This is a genomic window from Duganella paludis, assembly GCF_054461335.1.
The window spans coordinates 936,105-955,314 of record NZ_CM136922.1; the positions used below are offsets into that span (position 1 = coordinate 936,105).

A 19,210-nucleotide genomic window follows, 5' to 3' on the forward strand; every position below is an offset into this window, starting at 1 on the left:
CGAGATCAGTGCCCGCCTTCGCTGGCGTGGTTGATGGTGTACTTGGGAATTTCAACGACCAGGTCTTCATCCGCCACCACCGCCTGGCACGACAGGCGCGACACGGCTTCCAGGCCCCAGGCCTTATCCAGCAGGTCTTCCTCGGTTTCGCTGGCTTCGTTCAGCGAATTGAGGCCCTCGCGCACCAGCACGTGGCAGGTGGTGCAAGCGCAGGATTTCTCGCAGGCGTGCTCGATGTTGATGTCGTTTTCGAGCATGATGTCGCACAGGGTCTTGCCTGGCTGGGCTTCAACGACGGCGCCATCCGGGCACAGTTTGGCGTGTGGGAGGAATACGATTTGTGGCATGTTTAAACTCTTTTGTTTGCCCCCGTCACTCCCGCGAAAGCGGGAGTCCATACGGCGGCGATTTATCTAACTCAGCATGGATTCCCGCTTTCGCGGGAATGACGTTATACGACTTGGTCCAAGGCTTTGCCGGCCAGTGCGCTGCGCACGCTGCGGTCCATGCGGCGCGATGCGAATTCTTCGGTGCCGTGGGCCAGCGCTTCAACGGCCAGCTTCACCGCCTGATGGTCCACCGCGCCGGTTTGCGATTGCGCCAGCACGTCGCGCGTTTGCGCCATCAGTGCATCGACCGCTACCCGCTCTTCGTCCGACAGCAGGGCTGCATCTTCATCCAGCGCTGCTTGCGTGGCCAGCAGGATACGTTCCGCTTCCACCTGCTCTTCGCGCAATGCGCGCGCCTTCATGTCGACATCGGCCGACTTGTACGATTCCTGCAGCATGCGCGCCACGTCGTCGTCGCCCAGGCCATAGGCCGGCTTGACGCTGATGGAGGCCTCCACGCCGGAACGCAGCTCGCGTGCCGATACCGACAGCAAGCCGTCCGCATCGACTTGATAGGTGATGCGGATGCGCGCCGCGCCTGCCGCCATCGGCGGAATGCCGCGCAGCTCGAAGCGCGCCAGCGAACGGCAATCGGCCACCAGCTCACGCTCGCCTTGCAGCACGTGCACCGCCAGCGCGGTCTGGCCGTCCTTGAAGGTGGTGAACTCCTGCGCGCGGGCGCATGGAATGGTGGAATTGCGCGGGATGATTTTCTCCACCAGGCCGCCCATGGTCTCGATACCCAACGACAGTGGAATCACGTCCAGCAGCAGCCAGTCGTCGCCGGCGGCGCGGTTGCCGGCCAGCAGATTGGCCTGTATAGCGGCGCCCAGCGCCACAACCTTATCCGGATCGATATTCGCATGCGGAATGGTGTGGAAGTATTCACTCACCGCGCGATGCACGTGCGGCATGCGCGTGGCGCCGCCGACCATGACCACGCCATCGACATCGTCCGCATCGACATTGGCGTCGCGCAGCGCTTTCTTGATGGCCTTCATGGTTTTGTCGATCAGGTGCTTGGTGATCTCCTGGAAGGTATCGGCGGTAACGGTCAGGTGGACCTGCTCGCCCGACTTCAGCGCGGCGTCGACCGTCACTTCGTCCTTGGTGGACAGCAGTTCCTTGGCTTCGCGCGACTTCACCATCAGCACGGCGGTGTCTTCGTCCGACAGCGGCGCCAGTTTTTCTTCCTGGTGAATGTGGCAGAACAGGCGGTGATCGAAATCGTCGCCGCCCAGCGCGGAGTCGCCGCCGGTGGCCAGCACTTCAAACACGCCTTTGCTCAACTTCAGGATCGAGATGTCGAAGGTACCACCGCCCAGATCGTAGACCGCGTAAATGCCTTCCGACGCGTTATCCAGGCCGTAGGCGATAGCGGCCGCAGTCGGCTCGCTCAGCAGGCGCAGCACGTTCAGGCCGGCCAACTGCGCGGCGTCCTTGGTGGCCTGGCGTTGCGCATCGTCGAAATACGCCGGCACGGTGATCACCGCGCCAACCAGGTCATCGCCCAACGAATCTTCGGCGCGCTGGCGCAGCGTGGCCAGAATCTGAGCCGACACTTCCACCGGGCTTTTCACGCCGGCCACGGTTTTCAGCTGCACCATGCCGGGCGTATCGAGGAAATGGTAAGGCAGGTTTTCCGCGTAGGCGATATCGGCCAGGCCGCGGCCCATGAAGCGCTTCACCGAAACGATGGTGTTTTTCGGATCGGTGGTTTGGGCGGCTTGCGCCTTGTAGCCAATGTTGGCGTGGCCGTTAGGCAGATAGCGCACCACGGACGGCAGCAGCGCGCGGCCGTCTTCGTCGTTCAGCACTTCTGGAATGCTGTTGCGCACAGTCGCCACCAGCGAATTGGTGGTGCCCAGATCGATGCCCACAGCCAGGCGATGCTGGTGCGGTGCGGTGGACATGCCTGGTTCGGAAATTTGCAGAAGTGCCATTTAATTACCTTTAATTCGGGGTCAGTTCCGACATTCGGACACGGGCTCAACCACGTAATGGTTGAGCCCGTGTCCGAATGTCGGAACTGACCCCGATCTTTATGCTTCGATTGCTTCAAAGGCGAAGCGGACTTCTTCGCCGAATTTTTCAAGGAACATCAGCGCGCGCACGCCTTGGGCGGCGGCGTGGAAATCGCTTGCGTCGATGTGCTGTTCGATCTGCGCCAGCTGCTCTTTGCGCGCGCTGCGCAGCTGCTTGTCGAGCGCGTCCAGCGCGTCGCTGTCTTTGGCGGCGCGGGCGTCGCCCAGCTCTTCGCGCCATTCCATCTGCTGCATCAGGAAGGCCATCGGCATCGAGGTATTCGACTCGGTCTGCAAATCGACGCCAGCCAGCTCGCACAGGTACTGCGCGCGCTTCTGCGGATTTTTCAGGGTCTGATAGGCTTCGTTGGCGCGGGTGGCCCACTGCATGGCGACGCGCTTTTCGGCGTCGGTGGCGTTGACGAACTTGTCGGGATGGACGCGGCTTTGCACATCGCGGTACGCGCTATCGAGCGCGCCCGCGTCTACGGCAAACTGCTGGGGCAGATGGAAGAGCTCAAAGTGATTTTGCATGGCTTATCAGATGCGGAAGCTCTCGCCGCAACCGCAAGCGTCTTTCTCGTTCGGGTTGTTGAACTTGAAGCCTTCGTTCAAGCCTTCGCGCGCGAAGTCCAGCTCCGTGCCGTCGATGTACGGCAGGCTTTTCGGATCGACGAACACTTTCACGCCATGCGACTCGAACACGCTGTCCTCGTCGGTCACGTCGTCCACATATTCCAGCTTGTAGGCCAGACCCGAGCAGCCGGTGGTGCGCACGCCAAAACGCAGACCGATGCCCTTGCCGCGGCGCTCGATGTAGCGGTTGATGTGTTTAGCTGCTTTTTCGGTCAGGGTGATTGCCATTTGATTCTCCGACGCCGATCCCGCCTGCGCGGGAACGACGTATGGTGGTTACGCTGCTACGGTTGCGTGCTTGTTCTGGTAATCCAGAACCGCTGCCTTGATGGCGTCTTCCGCCAGGATCGAGCAGTGGATTTTCACTGGCGGCAGCGCCAGTTCTTCAGCGATCTGGGTGTTCTTGATGGCCAGCGCCTGGTCCAGCGTCTTGCCCTTGACCCATTCGGTCACCAGCGAGCTCGATGCGATGGCCGAACCGCAGCCGTAGGTCTTGAACTTTGCGTCTTCGATCAGGCCATCGGCGCCGACCTTGATCTGCAGCTTCATCACGTCGCCGCAAGCAGGCGCGCCAACCATGCCGGTACCTACGCTGTCGTCACCTTTTTCGAAGGCGCCGACATTGCGTGGGTTTTCGTAGTGGTCCAGTACTTTTTCCGAGTAAGCCATTTTGATGCTCCTGTATCTTTAAGAATTTAGTGGGCTGCCCATTGGATCGAGCTGATGTCGATGCCTTCTTTGAACATATCCCACAGCGGCGACAGTTCACGCAGTTTGTGTACCTTCGATTTCATCAGGTCGATGGCGAAATCGATATCGGCTTCGGTGGTGAAACGGCCGATGGTGAAACGGATCGAGCTGTGCGCCAGTTCGTCGCTGCGACCCAGCGCGCGCAGTACATAAGATGGTTCCAGCGAGGCCGAAGTACAAGCGGAACCCGACGACACGGCCAGGTCTTTCACGGCCATGATCAGCGATTCGCCTTCAACATAGTTGAAGCTCACGTTCAGGTTGTGCGGCACACGGTGTTCCATGTCGCCGTTGATGTAGGTCTCTTCGATTTCCTGCAGGCCCTTGGCCAGGCGGTCGCGCAGCGCCTTGATGCGGGAGATCTCGGTGTCCATTTCCACTTTCGCCAGGCGGAAGGCTTCGCCCATGCCGACGATCTGGTGGGTCGGCAGCGTGCCCGAACGCAGGCCGCGCTCGTGGCCACCGCCGTGCATTTGCGCTTCGATGCGCACGCGCGGCTTGCGGCAGACGTACAACGCGCCCACGCCCTTCGGGCCGTAGGTTTTGTGCGCGGTGAAGGTCATCAGGTCGACCTTGGTCTTTTGCAGGTCGATGACGATCTTGCCGGTCGCTTGTGCGGCGTCGCAGTGGAAGATGATGCCCTTCGAGCGGCACAGCGCGCCGATTTCGTCGATCGGCTGGATCACGCCGATCTCGTTATTGACCAGCATGACCGAGATCAGGATGGTGTCCGGACGGATGGCGGCGGTCAGCTGCTCGATGGTGATCAGGCCGTTGTCCTGCGGTTCCAGGTAGGTCGCTTCAAAACCCTGGCGCTCCAGTTCACGCACGGTGTCCAGCACGGCTTTGTGCTCGGTTTTCACGGTGATGATGTGCTTGCCCTTGGTTTTGTAGAAGTGCGCCGCGCCCTTGATGGCGAGGTTGTTCGATTCCGTGGCGCCCGAGGTCCAGATGATTTCGCGCGGGTCGGCATTGACCAGCGCCGCGACGTTGGCGCGTGCCTCTTCGACGGCCTTCTCGGCGGTCCAGCCATACATGTGGCTGCGCGACGCTGGGTTGCCGAACTGCTCGCGCAGGTAAGGAATCATCGCATCGGCGACGCGCGGATCGATCGGCGTGGTGGCCGAATAGTCCATGTAGATCGGGAAGTGCGGCGCGGTCTGGAATTTCACGTCAGCGATGTTTTTTTCTGGGGCGTTCATCTGGTTACTCCGTTAGGGCTTAGAGCACGGCGTGGTTGCCATTGCGGGGCATGACCACGACGCTCTGTTCAGCGTTCTTCTGCTTTTGTTGATCGACCAGATCCTGCAGCGATACGGAATCCAGATAATCAACCATCTTTTCATTCAGCGTGGCCCACAGCTCGTGGGTCATGCAGCGCGCGCCGCTGGCGGCATCCGCGCCGTGGCAATTTTCCTTGCCGCCGCACTGGGTCGCATCAAGCGGCTCATCCACGGCGATGATGATGTCGGCCACGGTGACTTTGTCGGCGCGACGGGCCAGACTGTAGCCACCGCCCGGACCGCGGATCGATTCAACGATCTCGTGGCGGCGCAGCTTTCCGAACAGCTGCTCCAGGTAGGACAGGGAAATTGCCTGACGCTGGCTGATGCCCGACAGCGTGACCGGACCTTTGCCTTGGCGCAAAGCCAGATCGATCATCGCAGTCACAGCAAAACGGCCTTTGGTGGTCAGACGCATCACTACCTCGGTTGGGTTAAAATATCGACCTTCTCAATAATCCACAAAGCCGGATTAGTTGATCGAATTAGTCAAGTATACCAAACTTTGACAAAGCTTGCTGGCGCCGCCCCTGCTAGCCATTCAATAGCTTCATAGGCTGGAACAGCTTATGCATATCCTTATTACCAATAAAACTAAGGTTGTAAGGATGCTCCGCAGTGATCTGCGGGAAATCTTTCATTACAGATAACTTACTCAGCAACTCGGCGATTTTGCCCCACAGCACCATCGTCGGCACCGTGGTCGCCTGCGCGGCCAGCCCGGCCATGACCGTTTCGAAAAATGGCAGCCAGGCCTTGGCATCCTTGACCGGCGCCACGTGGCTGCGGAACACCAGCGACGCGTTTAGCAGCAAAAAGCCCTGCTCGGTCAGCTTGCGCTGCATGTCGGCCAGGGTCAGGATGTGGCTGCCGGCGCCGCAGCGCGCTTGCGCCGAGACGGCCGCCATGGCCTCGCCGGCCGTGTTGTCGAGCTGGAGCTGGCCGTCGGCCACCAGCAGCATCTTCATGAAGTTGCGCAGCGAGGTGGCCTTGTTGACCGGCTTGGACAAGCCGCCGCCCTGCTCCAGCGACCACAAGCTGCCAACCGCCCCATCCATGAAACAGACACCGGTGGCGCTCTCTGCTCGCGGATATGGTCCTTCGCCGACCAGTACATACTTCACCTGCTGTAATGGCAACGCGAACGCGGCGAACAGGCGCTGCTCGGTCGGCAGGTATTGATCCTGCGCCAGTTGCGGCAGGTAGGCGGGCGTGGTGGCCATCATCGCTTCCAGGCCTTTGACCAGCAGCGGGCGCCAGGAAACATCGGCGCGGTCTAGCGCCTCCAGAATGGGAGTCGGGATCGTCATTGCGGAATTAGCTTTCGGGGAAAGGCGAGATTGTAACGCGCCCTCGAAGTGATAGTATTGTTTTCATATAAATGAATGGGGAAAGCTTTGAGCCGTTGGATGATTGTCGCCACCTTGATGGTGACTGCGGGCCTGCATGCCCAGGCGCTGGACGAGGCGCTCGACGCGCCGGCGCGCGCACATGTGGTCAACGAATACGCCCGGCGCCTGAGCGGGCAGCACGTCGACGCAGTGCGCGCCAAGGCGGCGGCCGACGACATCCGCCAGCGGCTGGCGCGCGGCGAGTACGATCAGCAGACCACGGCGCGCGCGCTGGCCGTGCGGGTGACGCGCGATGTGACTGCCATCGCCCCGGACAAGCACACGTATCTGGAATACGTGCCCTACGATATGAGCGACCCGCAGCAGCGCCCGCAGCCTATGGTGCAGTCGGCCGACAACTTCGGCCTGCGCAAGTTTGAAACGCTGGGCGAGAACATCGGTTATCTGCACATCACGCGCTTCGCGCCGCTGGACCGCGCGTCCATGGATGCGGCAGCGCGCTTCATGGCGCAAGCGGCCGATTGCGCCGCGCTGATCATCGACCTGCGCGACGCCGGCGGCGATGGCCAGGACATGGCGGCGCTGCTGTCCAGCTATCTGCTGGTGGACAAGCGCAGCTACATCTTCGCGGACAAGCAAATCCACTTGCACGATCAGATCGACCGCGATGGCAAGGTGGTGGCGGAATATTGGACCAGCGCCGAAGTGGCGGGCCGGCGCTTCGGTGGCGTGAAGCCGTTGTATCTGCTAGTGGGCGAGCGCACCAGCGCCGCCGCAGAGGGCTTCGCCTACGACTTGCAGCAGTACGTCAAACGCGCGGTGGTGGTGGGCTCGTCGACGGCGGGCGATGCGCGCGTTGGGGGCAAGCAGCGCGTTTCGCGGCATCTGCAAACGTCGATGGCGGTCACGCGTCACAGCAACGTCATCACCCGCGCCAATTGGGAAGGTGGCGGCGTGCAGCCGGATGTTGCCGCCGCGCCGGACCAGGCGCTGAACATTGCGTTAGCGCTGGCCCAGGCAGCCCTCAAGCCGAAAAAATAACTACTCGGCGTCCGGCTGTTGCGAAGGGTGGGCCTGCTGGAAGGCCGGCAGCTCGCTACAAGCCGCATGGATGCGCATCACCGTCGGATACGGCGACGTATCGACATTGAAGCGCTGCGCGTTGAACACCTGCGGCACCAGGCAGCAATCCGCCAGCGACGGCGTATCGCCATGACTGTATCGCCCGGTGCGAGTATCGTTCGCCAGCAGCGCTTCCAGCGTCGCCAGTCCGCTGCGCAGCCAATGCTGCTGCCATCCCAGCTTCACATCCTCCGCCACGCCCACCTGCCCCGTCAGATACTTCAACACGCGCAGGTTGGCCAGCGGATGCGAGTCCGCCGCGATGCTCAGCGCCAGCGCACGCACGCGGGCACGGCCCGCCGGATCGGCAGGCAGCAACGGCGTCTCGGGACGCGTCTCTTCCAGATACTCGATGATGGCCAGCGACTGGCCGATCACATTACCGTCATCCTCCAACGCCGGCAGCAGCATGGACGGATTCACCGCGCGATAAGCCTCGCCCAGTTGCTCGCCGCCGTTGCGCAGCAGATGCACCGCTTGCGCATCGTAGGCCAACCCTTTCAGGTTGAGCGCGATCCGCACGCGATACGCGGCGGAGCTGCGAAAGTAGGTGTAAAGCTTCATCAGTGACGCTCCTTGTAGTGCGTGACCACCTGCTCGATGGCGCCGAAGATGCTGGCGCCGTCCTGGTCATGCATCTCGATGCGCACGCTGTCGCCGAACTTGAGGAACGGCGTTTGCGGCTTGCCCGTCTCGATGGTTTCGTACATGCGCACTTCGGCCAGGCAGCAGTAACCCACGCCGCCATTGGCGATGCTCGAACCATGCAGGTTGCCCTGCTTGTTCGATACCGTGCCCGAACCGATGATGGTGCCGGCCGCCAGCTCGCGCGTGCCGGCGGCATGCGCCACCAGATGGGCGAAGCTGAAGGTCATGTCTTCGCCGGCATTCGGCTTGCCGAACGGCTGCTTGTTCAACTCCACCAGCAGCGGCAGGTGCAGCTTGTTGTCCGCCCAGTGCGCGCCCAGTTCATCGGGCGTCACCGCCACCGGCGAGAAGGCGCTGGCAGGCTTGGACTGGAAGAAGCCGAAGCCCTTCGCCAGCTCGTTCGGAATCAGGTTGCGCAGCGAGACGTCGTTGACCAGCATGACCAGGCGGATCGCCTTGGCCGCTTCGTCCGGCGTGGCGCCCATGCGCACGTCGCCGGTGACGACAGCCACTTCCGCTTCCAGGTCGATGCCCCAGTCTTCGGTCAGCGCGTAGATCGCATCGCGCGGGCCGACGAAACTGTCGGAGCCGCCCTGGTACATCAGCGGATCGGTGTAGAACGACGCCGGCACTTCGGCGTTGCGCGCCTTGCGCACCAGCTCCACGTGGTTGATGTAGGCCGAACCGTCCGCCCACTGATAGGCGCGCGGCAGCGGCGAGTGGCAGTACTGCTGGTCGAAGGGCTTGGCGTCGACCGCATCGCCGGCGTTCAGCGCGGCGTAGATTTGCTCCAGGCGCGGCGCCACCAGCTCCCAGTTGTCGAGCGCATGCTGCAGGGTGGCCGAAATCTTCGGCACGTGCTGGTAGTGCGACAGGTCGCGGCTGACGACCACCAGACGGCCATCGCGGCTGCCGTCTTTCAGGGTAGCGAGCTTCATGCCTTCACCTCCTCATGCATCCAGGCGGCGTGCTTGGGCGCTTTTTTGGTTTGCGACCATTCTTCCAGCATGTCCCATTTCACTTCGTCCAGCTTCTGCATCATTTCCGGCGTGCCGGTGTTGCAGGCCAGTTCCAGGCGGTGGCCGTTCGGATCGAAGAAGTAGATCGATTTGAAGATGGTGTGGTTGACCGGGCCGATGACGTCGATGCCGCCGGCCACCAGGCGCTCTTTCGCGGCCAGCAGTTCTTCCATGCTGCCGACTTCCATCGCCAGGTGCTGCACCCAGGCCGGCGTGTTGTGGTCGCGGTCCATAGGCGCTTGCGTCGGCAGTTCGAAGAAGGCCAGCACGTTGCCGTTGCCGGCGTCCAGGAACACGTGCATGTACGGGTCCGGCGCCTTGGTCGATGGCACTTCGTTCTCGGCGATGGCCAGCACGAAGTTCATGTTCAGGTGTTTCACATACCACTCGACGGTTTCTTTCGCGTCTTTGCAGCGGTAGGCGACGTGGTGTATTTGCTTGATTTTCATAGGTGTCTCCAACTCGATTCCGCCATTAGATGACAGTTTCAGATATCATACAAATCGTATTTATCTTTCCATTTATCAGAATTTCTCATGAATCCCAGCCTGCGGCAAATGCGCGCCCTGGTGGCGTTGGCCAAGACCGGCAGTTTCACCCTCGCCGCCGACCACCTGAACGTGACCCAATCGGCCCTGAGCGGCCAGATCAAGGAGCTGGAACAGATGCTGGGCGTGCGTGTCGTCGAGCGTACCACGCGCAAGACCCAGCTTTCCGAGCTGGGACGCGAACTGTATCCGCTGTTCGACAAGATGCTGCACGACCTGGACCGCGCCATGGCCGACATCGCCAGCCGCAAGGCGCTCAAGCAGGGTTCGGTGCGGGTGGCGGCGCCGCAGATGCTTTCCTGCACCATGCTGCCGGAGGTGATCGCCGCCTACCGCGAGCTGCATCCGGAGGTGCAGGTGCGGCTGGCGGATTGTCCGCTGGAGCAGGTGTCGGCGCGCGTGTTCAGCGGCGAGGTGGACTTCGGCATCGGCCCCGAGCGCGACGCCACCGCCGAGATCGAAGCGCAGCCCTTGTTCGAGATGCCATTTGTGGTGGTCTATCCGCAAGGCCACGAGCTGGACCAGCGCAAGCGCATCACTTGGGCCGACGTCAACCGCTATCCCTTCATTTCATTGCAGGGCCAGTTCACCGAACGGCTGTTGCGCGACGTGCACGTGTCGTTCCGGGAGTTGTCGCTCAGCCCCTACAACGAGGTCACCTTCATGACCACGGCGCTGTCCATGGTGCACGCGCGGCTGGGCATCACCGTGTGCCTGCCCTATGCGGAAAAGATGGTACAGCTGTATGGCTTGAAAATGCGCACGCTGGAAGCGCCGGCGCTGACCCGGCGTTTCTTCGTCTACACCCGCAGCGTGCGCGCGCTGTCGCCCGCCGCAGACAGTTTTGTGGCTTTTCTGCACCAGTTCGTCGCCGCGCATAAATGGCATATGCCCGTCGTTTAGAGCGAGTTAAGGACTTCCTTACAATTTGTTTCAAGTATGTAACGCGAGTTGGTAGCAAATCCATTGTGGTAGCGCTCCCGCATTGTGTATGCTTTACTTATGAACATCCTGCACATCGACTCCTGCGCCCATGGCGACCATTCCGCGTCGCGTCAGATAACCTCTGCCGCGATCACTGCCTTGACGGTGGCTGCACCCCATGCCACCGTCATGTACCGCGACCTCGCGGCCGCGCCTTTATCGCACGCCAGCGGCCCGCTGTTGCAAGCCATCAGCAAACGCTGGGATGCCCATATCCCGATGAGTGCCGAACTGCGCGCCGAAGCCCTGCAAAGCGCTTCACTGCTCCAGGAATTCCAGGACGCAAACGTACTGGTGCTCGGCGCCCCCATGCACAACTACTCCGTGCCATCGACGCTGAAAGCGTGGATGGACCGCCTGCTGGAGCTGCACGCCAACGCCCCGCGCCAGCGCCGCGACGACCTGCACGTGCTGCTGGTGACCGCCGGCTGTGGCGTGACCGAGCAGGGTGATCCAGGCCAACTGATCGACAATCACGAAAACCAGCTCAAAGCCGCGCTCCAGGACATGGGCGTGATCCGCGTGGACGTGGTGCGCAGCAAGGCGGCGCTGCAACAAGTTCTGGAGCTCAAGCACGCGGCCTGATGTTAGCGCTAACGATGTTTTTCTAACGGTGTTTTATAATTGAGCGCATGACTGCGAACACCATCGCCATCAATCAAATGATGGACAAGTTTGACGGCCACCATAGCGTGTGGCTGTTCGGCTATGGCTCCTTGATCTACAAGGCGGACTTTCCCTACCTGCAACGCCGCCCGGCCAGCATCAGCGGCTGGACCCGGCGCTTCTGGCAGGGCTCGCACGATCATCGCGGCACGCCCGAAGCGCCGGGCCGCGTGGTCACCCTGATCGAGGAGGCCGGCGCCATCTGCCACGGCATGGCCTATCTGGTCACGCCGGAAGTGTTCGTGCACCTGGACCACCGCGAAAAGAACGGCTACCTGCGCCTCGCCATCCCCATTACCTTTGAAGACGGCGACCAAGTCGAAGGCCTGGTCTACATTGCCACGCCGGACAACACCGCCTTCCTCGGCGCCGCCTCCGAGGCGGAGATCGCCGCCCACATCGCCCGCTCCGCCGGCCCGAGCGGTCCCAATAGCGACTACCTCAACCACCTGGCCGCCGCCCTGCGCGAGCTGGGCCGCCACGACCAGCACGTGTTCGACATCGAACGCCACCTCGCCGCCTTAAAATAAATCGAGCTGTCCCGCATCGGCCGCCTTGGCGCGCGCGCCCAGCGGCGGCACCACCGGCGGACGCGTAAACTGCGAAGCGTCCATGCGGTGGAAACGGCTGCCATGCCCGCTCAGACCGAGCCGCTCGCTGGCGATCTTCACGCGTTGGCGGATCAGCTCGGCCCACACGCCCTCGCCTTTCATGCGCGTGTCGAAATTGCTATCGTAGTCTTTGCCGCCGCGCATTTCACGCACGCGGTTCATGACGCGCTGCGCCCGTTCAGGAAAGTGCGCCTGCAGCCACTCCTTGAACAACGGCGCCACTTCCCACGGCAGGCGCAGCACCGTGTAGTGCGCGCTCACCGCGCCGGCTTCCTTGACCGCCTCCAGTATCCGTTCAATATCAGGCTCGGTGATGAACGGAATGATGGGCGCGATGCTGACCGCGACCGGAATGCCGGCGTCCGTCAGCGTGCGTATCGTGCGCAGGCGGCGCGCGGGGGCCGCTGCGCGCGGCTCCAGCGTGCGGGCGATGACTGGGTCCAACGTGGTGAGCGTGATGGCCACGCCAGCCTGCTGCTTGGCCGCCATCGGCGCCAGGATGTCGATGTCGCGTTCGATCAACGAGGACTTGGTGATCAGACCCACCGGGTGCTGGCATTCCTGCAGCACTTCCAACACGCGGCGTGTGAGCTTGAGCTGGCGCTCGCAGGGCTGGTAGGCGTCCGTGTTGACGCCCAGCGCGATCGATTGCGGTTCGTAGCCGGGCTTAGCCAGCTCGCGCCGCAACATCTCCGGCGCGTTGATCTTGGCGAAGATCTTGCTCTCGAATTCCATGCCCGGCGACAAGCCCAGATAGCTGTGCGTAGGCCGCGCAAAACAATAAATGCAACCGTGCTCGCAGCCGCGATAGGGATTCAGCGATACACTGAAGGGCAGATCCGGCGAGGCGTTGCGGCTGAGAATGGAACGGCAGATTTCCTCGGTTACCTGGGTTTTCCATGGCTTGACCTCCTCTTCCTCCCGCTCCCAGCCGTCGTCATAGGCTTCGCGGGCGTTCAGTTCGTAACGGCCTTGCATGTTGGACACCGCGCCCCGTCCTTTTTGCGCCTTGAGCGAGGGCGGCGGCGGCATAACGTGCTCTTGATTGTTTTCATCGTGGGACATGGGGCACTCGGATACTGTATGTATGTACAGTATTCTAGGCGCTCCAAACCGCCATATCAAGGGAAATATCAAGTATCATGCCGGGCTTCGCCACAACGCGCGCCCAGCGCAGCGTTCGGCAACCTAACAGCGAGTAAAAACATGAACAATTCCAATCAACCTTTGCCGTCTTTCTTCAGCCGGATTTCGATTGCCATTGGCGCCTTCTTCCGCGCCCTGTCCGACGCTGAGTACGCCGCGCGCCTGAACCGCATCGACGACACGCCGCAGCCGAGCGCCGCACCGGTCGCACCTGCCCCAGCGCCGGCACCCGCTCCGGCTCCAGCTCCAGCTCCAGCTCCAGCGCCGATCACTCTGCGCGTCGCCACGCCTGACGCCGCCCTGCAGCTGCTGTCGCTGTTCCAGCGCGAAGCACGCCTGATCGACTTCACCCAGGAAAACCTGAGCGCCTATTCCGACGCCGACATCGGCGCCGCCGCGCGCGTGGTGCACGAAGGCTGCGCCAAAGTCCTGCGCGAACACTTCACCATCCAGCCGGTGCGCAGCGAAGCCGAAGGCAGCCGCATCGAACTGCCGGAAGGCTTCGACGCCGCCGCCGTGCGCCTGACCGGCAACGTGGTCGGCAAGGCGCCGTTCCGTGGCGCCTTGAGCCATCGCGGCTGGCGCTCGGCCGAAGTGCGCCTGCCGAAACTGGCGGAAGCGCATGACGCCTCGATCCTGGCGCCGGCGGAGGTGGAACTGTGAGCGATCCACGTTACGCCATCGGCATCGACCTTGGCACCACCCACAGCGCGCTGTCGTATGTGAACCTGCAAGCCAGCGACGGCGAGAAAACCCAGCACGGCGTGCTGGCCATTCCGCAGCTGACCGCACCGGGCACCATCGAAGAACTGCCGCTGCTGCCGTCCTTCCTCTACCTGCCGCACGCCGACGAACTGGCGCCGGGCGAGAACAATCTGCCGTGGCAGCAAAGCGCGGAAGAGCAAACCGGCGTGGCCGGCGAGATGGCGCGCAGCCGTGGCGCCACCACGCCGATCCGCCTGGTCTCCAGCGCCAAGAGCTGGTTGAGTCATCCCGGCGTCGATCGCCGCTCCGCCCTGCTGCCGAACGACGCGCCGGAAGAAGTGACGCGCGTCTCGCCGCTGCAAGCGTCCACGCGCTACCTGTCCCACCTGCGCAAGGCGTGGGAGCAGGCGCACCCTGACGCACCTTTCGGCGAGCAGTCGGTAACGGTGACGATCCCCGCATCCTTCGATCCTGGGGCGCGCGAACTAACCGCCGAAGCGGCACGCGCCGCCGGCTATACCAACCTCACGCTGCTGGAAGAACCGCAAGCGGCCTTGTACAGCTGGATCCAGGGCAGCGAAGGCCGCTGGCGCAAGGAAGTCAAGCCGGGCGACGTGATCCTGGTGGTGGACGTGGGCGGCGGCACCAGCGACTTTTCGCTGATCGCCGTGCTGGAACGCGACGGCGTGCTGGAACCGCACCGCATCGCGGTGGGCGACCACATTCTGCTCGGCGGTGACAATATGGATCTGGCGCTGGCCCATCTGGTGGCGCGCAAGCTGGCCGCCAACGGCACGCAACTGGATGCATGGCAGATGCGCGCGCTGACCTACGGCTGCCGCAGCGCCAAGGAAAAACTGCTGGCCGATGAAACCGTGGCCACCTGGCCTATCGTGGTGCCGAGCCGTGGCTCGAAACTGATCGGCGGTTCGATCCGCACCGAACTGACGCGCGACGAAGTGACCACCTTCATCCTGGACGGTTTCTTCCCGCAAGTGGATGCGGCGGCGCGTCCGGCCGTGCGTACCCGCGCGGGCCTGACGCAGCTTGGCCTGCCGTATGCGCAGGACGCTGGCGTCACGCGCCATCTGGCTGCGTTCCTGGCGCGTCAGGTTGGCGCCACGTCTGAACTGGAAGGCTACGCCGGCAAGCAAAGCGCCGAAGCGACGTTCCTGCATCCGACCGCAGTGCTGTTCAACGGCGGCGTGTTCAAGTCGGACCTGCTGGCACAACGCATCATGGGCACGCTGAACGACTGGCTGTACATGGAAGGTGCGGAGCCTGCGCGCATGCTGGCCGGCGCCGATCTGGACCTGGCGGTGGCGCGCGGCGCGGCTTACTACAGCTACGTGCGACGCGGCAGCGGCGTGCGCATTCGCGGCGGCACGGCGCGTTCGTACTACGTGGCGATCGAGTCGGCGATGCCGGCGATTCCAGGCATGGAACCGCCGATCCAGGCGCTGTGCGTGGCGCCGTTCGGCATGGAGGAAGGCAGCGAGATCGAATTGCCGAACCAGGAGTTCGGCCTGGTGGTGGGCGAGCCGGTGCAATTCCGCTTCTTCGGTTCTTCCGTGCGCCGCCAGGACCAGATCGGCGACCTGCTCGATTTCTGGGGTCCGGATGAATTGATCGAGATGAACGAGATCCAGGCCAACCTGTCGCCGGAAGGCCGTCAGGCCGGCGATGTGGTGCAGGTGCGCCTGCATGCGATGGCGACCGAGTCGGGCACGCTGGAGCTGCTGGCCGTGGGCACCGATGGTCAGCGCTGGAAGGTGGAGTTCGACGTCCGCAGCGCCGCCTGAGCATGAGCAAATACGTCGTCAGCATCGATCTGGGCACCACCAACACGGTGATGGCCTATGCGGAAGCCGGCAGCGCCGAGATAAGGCTGTTCGATATCGAGCAGCTGACGGCGCCCGGCGAGATCGGTGCAGCGGCGTTGCTGCCGTCCTTGCGCTATCACCCGGCGCCGGGCGAGCTGGCGGACGGCGATCTGCAGTTGCCATGGCCGCAGCAGCGGACGCCGGATGAAGGGCAGAACCATGCACCGGCCATTGTCGGCGTCCTCGCCCGCAAGCTCGGTGCGCAGGTGCCGGGGCGGCTGGTCTCCAGCGCCAAAAGCTGGCTCTCGCATCCGCAGGTCGATCGCATGGCGCCTATCCTTCCATGGGGCGCGGAGGCCGGCGTGGCCAAGGTGTCGCCGGTGGCGGCCAGTGCTTCCTATCTGGCGCATTTGCGCAGCGCGTGGAATACGCGTTTCCCTGCACAGCCTTTGGAAAAGCAGCAACTCGTCCTCACCATTCCGGCATCCTTCGATGAGGGCGCGCGCGCGTTGACACTGGAGGCGGCGCGCATGGCCGGGCTGACGTCCCTGCGCTTGCTCGAAGAACCGCAGGCGGCCTTTTACGACTGGCTGTTCAACCAGCGCGCCACGTTGAGCGAGCAGTTGGCGGACACACGCCTGGTGCTGGTGTGCGACGTCGGCGGCGGCACCACTGACTTCAGTTTGATGAAGGTGGAAAGCTCCGCTGATGGCCAGCCGGCGATCAGCCGCATCGGCGTCGGCAATCACCTGATCCTCGGCGGCGACAATATGGACCTCGCCCTCGCCCACCTCGCCGAATCGCGCATGGGTGGCGGCACCGGCGGCGAAGCAGGCGCGCGGCTATCGGCCAGCCGCCTGTCGCAGCTGGCGGAGCGCTGCCGCGCCGCCAAGGAACTGCTGCTGGCGGCCGATGCGCCGGAGCGCACCACCGTCACGCTGCTGGGCTCTGGCTCGAAGCTGATCGGCGGCGCACGCTCCGCCGACCTCACACGCGATGAAGTCGCCGCGCTGGTGGTGGACGGCTTCTTCCCATTGAACGAAACGCAGGAGCCGGCCAAGCGCGGACGCGGCGCCATCGTCGAATTCGGCCTGCCCTATGCCAGCGACGCAGCCATCACGCGCCACCTGGCGGAGTTCCTGCGCCAGCACGCCGCCACGGCGCGCGAGGCCCTCGGCCTGCCGGCGGACAGCGACGCCGTGCCTATCCCGGACACGCTGCTGCTCAACGGCGGCGTGTTCCGCGCCGACGCGCTGGCGCGCAGGCTGGAAGCCGCGCTCGCAGGCTGGCGCCAGCAACCGCTGCGCGTTCTGCACAACGACAATCCCGACGTCGCCGTCGCACGCGGCGGCGTCGCCTATGCCTTGGGCCAGGCCGGCCAGGCGCCGGTGATCGGCGGCGGTTCGGCGCGCAGCTATTTCCTGCTGCTGGACGACGCGGCCAAGCCGGGCCAGGCGCGCCGCGCCGTCTGCATCCTGCCACGCGGCGCCGCTGAAAACCGCGAAGTGCTGCTGGCCGACCGCAGCTTCGCGTTGCGCCTCGGACGTCCGGTGCGCTTCCACCTCGCCTCGTCGACGGCGGAAGCGCCGCAAGCCGGCGACGTGGTGGAGCTGCAGCCGGACGATTACATCGAACTACCACCCATCGCCACAGTCCTGCGCGACAGCAGCGCCGCCGACGCCCGCAAGGAAATCCCTGTGCAGCTGGCCGCCACACTGAGCGAAGTGGGCACACTCGACGTGCACTGCGTCGCCAAGGACGACGCGCAACGCTGGCTGCTGGAGTTCCAGCTGCGCGGTGATGCCGCAGCAGAATCGGCGGAAGCGGACAGCGAACAGGCGGCAATGCCAGCCGGCCTGGCCGCAGCCATCGAAAAGATCGACCGCATCTTCGGCAGCCGCTCGCAGCAGGTCGATCCCAAGGAAGTGAAACAACTGCGCACGCAACTGGAGCATCTGCTGGGCAGCCGCGAAAGCTGGGCCACTCCCCTGTTGCGCCGCCTGTTCGATGCGCTGATGGAGCGCGCCAAGGGCCGACGCCGCTCATCCGAGCATGAACGCGCATGGCTCAACCTGAGCGGCTACTGTCTACGTCCCGGGTTCGGCCACATGCTGGACGAATGGCGCATCGAGCAGCTGTGGGCCGTGTTTGAAGGCGGCGTGCAAAACCACAAGGACAGCCAGGTGTGCGCCGAATGGTGGACGTTGTGGCGTCGCGTCTCCGGTGGCTTGAGCGTGGAAGCGCAGCTGCGCGTGCTGGACGATTTCGCTTTCAATGTGCAGGCCGATGCCGCAGAACGCGGCCGCCGTCCCGTCACGCTGGTCAACGGCAGCGAGGAAGACATGTTGCGCCTGGGCGCTTCACTGGAGCGCATTCCCGGCAACTACAAGGCCGAAATCGGCGTGTGGATGCTGGAGCAGTTGCACCGGGCCGGCAAGTCCGCAATCAAAGCCGCCGCCAACAAGACCCGCAGCGGCACCGCCGACCTGGCCAAGGCCGAGGCGACGCAGGGCCGCTTCCTGTGGGGCCTGAGCCGCGTCGGCGCGCGCCAGCCCTTCCACGGCAGCGCGCACGACGTGGTCGACACATCCATCGTCGAACAATGGCTGGCCGCCGTGCTGGCATTGGATTGGAAGAAGGTGGAACCGGCCGGCTTTGCCGCCGCCCACCTGGCGCGCATGACCGGCGACCGCTCGCGCGACATCAATGAAACGCTGCGCGCCGAAGTGCTGCGCCGATTGACCGGCGTAGGCGCTCCGGCCAACTGGAGCGCTATGGTGCGCGAGGTGATGCAGCTCGACCAGTCCGACGAAAAACGCATGCTGGGCGACGCCCTGCCGCCTGGCCTTAAACTGATTTCTTGACGTAGCCCGCCTGCTGCGCCACGAAGCCGTCAAACGCTTCGATCAGCGGATTGAATTTGTTGATATCGTTTTCCAGCTGCGCCAGCGCGTAGACGGTCGCTTCCAGCGTCGATAGCTGATCCGGCAGGTGCGCCTTGCGTATCAGGTAGTGCGATGGCGGCGTGTCGCGCAAGGGTAGTCGCGACAAGGCTTGCAGCAGAGGATTCAGGTAGAGCATCTTGCGGCTTTTGCGCCAGGTCCCATCGAGCACCACCAGGCGCAGCGGCTGATCCAGCCACGCCGGATCGAAGGACTGCGGCGCGGCCAGGCCCAGCGCGGCGTCTTCGGTGTCAGGATACAGCAGCACGCTGCGCCGCTGCGGCGACAGCCACGCCTGCAACTGCGCTTGATCGAATTGCTCCCCGACTTCCAGCCGGCTGTTGGACAAGCTCAAATGCAGCAGGCGCGCGCTGCCCTTGGCGTTGCCGACTTCCATGGGATGTTGAAGAATCAGGACTTCCACCTGATTGGGCAGCGCTGTCACCCAGCGGCAGATGCAGGTCTGCCGGGGGCGCAGGCATGCGGCGCACATAGCGCGCCGCGCGGGGACTTCGGTGCTGGCGGTATTCATAGACCGCTATTGTACTGCGGCTGTATGGCT

At 63.6% G+C, this 19,210-nt stretch carries 20 protein-coding genes; 7 read left to right on the forward strand and 13 right to left on the reverse strand.

Annotated features, from left to right (window positions below; genetic code table 11):
- Positions 1 to 5: 5 nt before the first annotated feature.
- The 8 genes from fdx to ACXZ1M_RS04270 form a co-directional block, all read right to left on the reverse strand.
- Positions 6 to 347: an ISC system 2Fe-2S type ferredoxin gene (gene fdx, locus ACXZ1M_RS04235; protein ID WP_459051953.1), complete on the reverse strand. Its 342-nt coding sequence runs from the start codon at positions 345 to 347 to the stop codon at positions 6 to 8.
- Positions 348 to 451: 104 nt separating this feature from the next.
- On the reverse strand, positions 452 to 2,332 hold the full coding sequence (gene hscA / locus ACXZ1M_RS04240) for a Fe-S protein assembly chaperone HscA (RefSeq protein ID WP_459051954.1): 1,881 nt from the start codon (positions 2,330 to 2,332) through the stop codon (positions 452 to 454).
- Positions 2,333 to 2,431: 99 nt separating this feature from the next.
- Entirely contained in the window at positions 2,432 to 2,947 is a 516-nt protein-coding gene (gene hscB / locus ACXZ1M_RS04245; protein ID WP_459051955.1) for a Fe-S protein assembly co-chaperone HscB, read from the reverse strand.
- A gap of 6 nt (positions 2,948 to 2,953) precedes the next feature.
- Positions 2,954 to 3,277: an iron-sulfur cluster assembly protein IscA gene (gene iscA / locus ACXZ1M_RS04250; RefSeq protein WP_373988079.1), complete on the reverse strand. Its 324-nt coding sequence runs from the start codon at positions 3,275 to 3,277 to the stop codon at positions 2,954 to 2,956.
- 48 nt (positions 3,278 to 3,325) lie between these two features.
- Positions 3,326 to 3,718 carry a Fe-S cluster assembly scaffold IscU gene (gene iscU / locus ACXZ1M_RS04255; RefSeq protein ID WP_154358991.1) on the reverse strand — a complete coding sequence of 131 codons (393 nt, stop codon included), beginning with the start codon at positions 3,716 to 3,718 and terminating at the stop codon, positions 3,326 to 3,328.
- Positions 3,719 to 3,744: 26 nt separating this feature from the next.
- Positions 3,745 to 5,001, reverse strand: a complete 1,257-nt coding sequence (locus ACXZ1M_RS04260) for an IscS subfamily cysteine desulfurase (RefSeq protein WP_459051956.1) — start codon at positions 4,999 to 5,001, stop codon at positions 3,745 to 3,747.
- A 19-nt stretch (positions 5,002 to 5,020) separates the two neighbouring features.
- The gene (gene iscR, locus ACXZ1M_RS04265) at positions 5,021 to 5,500 is read right to left on the reverse strand and encodes a Fe-S cluster assembly transcriptional regulator IscR (RefSeq protein ID WP_373988081.1); all 480 of its coding nucleotides are present in this window, start codon (positions 5,498 to 5,500) and stop codon (positions 5,021 to 5,023) included.
- A 115-nt stretch (positions 5,501 to 5,615) separates the two neighbouring features.
- Positions 5,616 to 6,392, reverse strand: a complete 777-nt coding sequence (locus tag ACXZ1M_RS04270) for a uracil-DNA glycosylase family protein (protein WP_459051957.1) — start codon at positions 6,390 to 6,392, stop codon at positions 5,616 to 5,618.
- A gap of 99 nt (positions 6,393 to 6,491) precedes the next feature.
- On the opposite strand from ACXZ1M_RS04270, the gene ACXZ1M_RS04275 reads away from it, so the two are divergent.
- On the forward strand, positions 6,492 to 7,475 hold the full coding sequence (locus ACXZ1M_RS04275) for a S41 family peptidase (RefSeq protein ID WP_459051958.1): 984 nt from the start codon (positions 6,492 to 6,494) through the stop codon (positions 7,473 to 7,475).
- Here the strand turns inward: ACXZ1M_RS04275 and maiA are convergent, their stop codons facing one another.
- From maiA to ACXZ1M_RS04290, 3 genes are read right to left on the reverse strand one after another with little or no spacing between them, the layout of a single operon-like run.
- Positions 7,476 to 8,120, reverse strand: a complete 645-nt coding sequence (maiA, locus tag ACXZ1M_RS04280) for a maleylacetoacetate isomerase (protein ID WP_459051959.1) — start codon at positions 8,118 to 8,120, stop codon at positions 7,476 to 7,478.
- On the reverse strand, positions 8,120 to 9,142 hold the full coding sequence (locus ACXZ1M_RS04285) for a fumarylacetoacetate hydrolase family protein (RefSeq protein WP_459051960.1): 1,023 nt from the start codon (positions 9,140 to 9,142) through the stop codon (positions 8,120 to 8,122). The genes maiA and ACXZ1M_RS04285 overlap by 1 nt, the downstream gene beginning before the upstream one ends.
- On the reverse strand, positions 9,139 to 9,672 hold the full coding sequence (locus ACXZ1M_RS04290) for a VOC family protein (protein WP_459051961.1): 534 nt from the start codon (positions 9,670 to 9,672) through the stop codon (positions 9,139 to 9,141). The genes ACXZ1M_RS04285 and ACXZ1M_RS04290 overlap by 4 nt, the downstream gene beginning before the upstream one ends.
- A gap of 87 nt (positions 9,673 to 9,759) precedes the next feature.
- On the opposite strand from ACXZ1M_RS04290, the gene ACXZ1M_RS04295 reads away from it, so the two are divergent.
- The 3 genes from ACXZ1M_RS04295 to ACXZ1M_RS04305 all read left to right on the forward strand — a co-directional run bounded on the left by ACXZ1M_RS04295 (position 9,760) and on the right by ACXZ1M_RS04305 (position 11,951).
- The gene (locus ACXZ1M_RS04295) at positions 9,760 to 10,674 is read left to right on the forward strand and encodes a LysR family transcriptional regulator (RefSeq protein ID WP_459051962.1); all 915 of its coding nucleotides are present in this window, start codon (positions 9,760 to 9,762) and stop codon (positions 10,672 to 10,674) included.
- Between the two features lie 99 nt (positions 10,675 to 10,773).
- Positions 10,774 to 11,340 carry an FMN-dependent NADH-azoreductase gene (locus ACXZ1M_RS04300; protein WP_459051963.1) on the forward strand — a complete coding sequence of 189 codons (567 nt, stop codon included), beginning with the start codon at positions 10,774 to 10,776 and terminating at the stop codon, positions 11,338 to 11,340.
- Positions 11,341 to 11,387: 47 nt separating this feature from the next.
- The gene (locus tag ACXZ1M_RS04305; protein WP_459051964.1) at positions 11,388 to 11,951 is read left to right on the forward strand and encodes a gamma-glutamylcyclotransferase; all 564 of its coding nucleotides are present in this window, start codon (positions 11,388 to 11,390) and stop codon (positions 11,949 to 11,951) included.
- On the opposite strand, the gene ACXZ1M_RS04310 is transcribed toward ACXZ1M_RS04305, so the two are convergent.
- Positions 11,943 to 13,064 (reverse strand): PA0069 family radical SAM protein, encoded by a 1,122-nt coding sequence (locus tag ACXZ1M_RS04310; protein WP_459051965.1) that lies wholly within the window; start codon positions 13,062 to 13,064, stop codon positions 11,943 to 11,945. The genes ACXZ1M_RS04305 and ACXZ1M_RS04310 overlap by 9 nt on opposite strands.
- A gap of 174 nt (positions 13,065 to 13,238) precedes the next feature.
- Between ACXZ1M_RS04310 and ACXZ1M_RS04315 the strand changes: the two genes are divergently transcribed.
- The 3 genes from ACXZ1M_RS04315 to ACXZ1M_RS04325 are packed head-to-tail and all read left to right on the forward strand — an operon-like array spanning position 13,239 to position 18,570.
- Positions 13,239 to 13,841 (forward strand): DUF2760 domain-containing protein, encoded by a 603-nt coding sequence (locus ACXZ1M_RS04315; protein ID WP_459051966.1) that lies wholly within the window; start codon positions 13,239 to 13,241, stop codon positions 13,839 to 13,841.
- Positions 13,838 to 15,685, forward strand: a complete 1,848-nt coding sequence (locus ACXZ1M_RS04320; protein ID WP_459051967.1) for an Hsp70 family protein — start codon at positions 13,838 to 13,840, stop codon at positions 15,683 to 15,685. The genes ACXZ1M_RS04315 and ACXZ1M_RS04320 overlap by 4 nt, the downstream gene beginning before the upstream one ends.
- A gap of 2 nt (positions 15,686 to 15,687) precedes the next feature.
- Positions 15,688 to 18,570 (forward strand): Hsp70 family protein, encoded by a 2,883-nt coding sequence (locus ACXZ1M_RS04325; protein ID WP_459051968.1) that lies wholly within the window; start codon positions 15,688 to 15,690, stop codon positions 18,568 to 18,570.
- Here the strand turns inward: ACXZ1M_RS04325 and ACXZ1M_RS04330 are convergent.
- The gene (locus ACXZ1M_RS04330) at positions 18,554 to 19,180 is read right to left on the reverse strand and encodes a tRNA-uridine aminocarboxypropyltransferase (protein ID WP_459051969.1); all 627 of its coding nucleotides are present in this window, start codon (positions 19,178 to 19,180) and stop codon (positions 18,554 to 18,556) included. The two genes, ACXZ1M_RS04325 and ACXZ1M_RS04330, sit on opposite strands and share 17 nt — an antisense overlap.
- Positions 19,181 to 19,210: the final 30 nt, after the last annotated feature.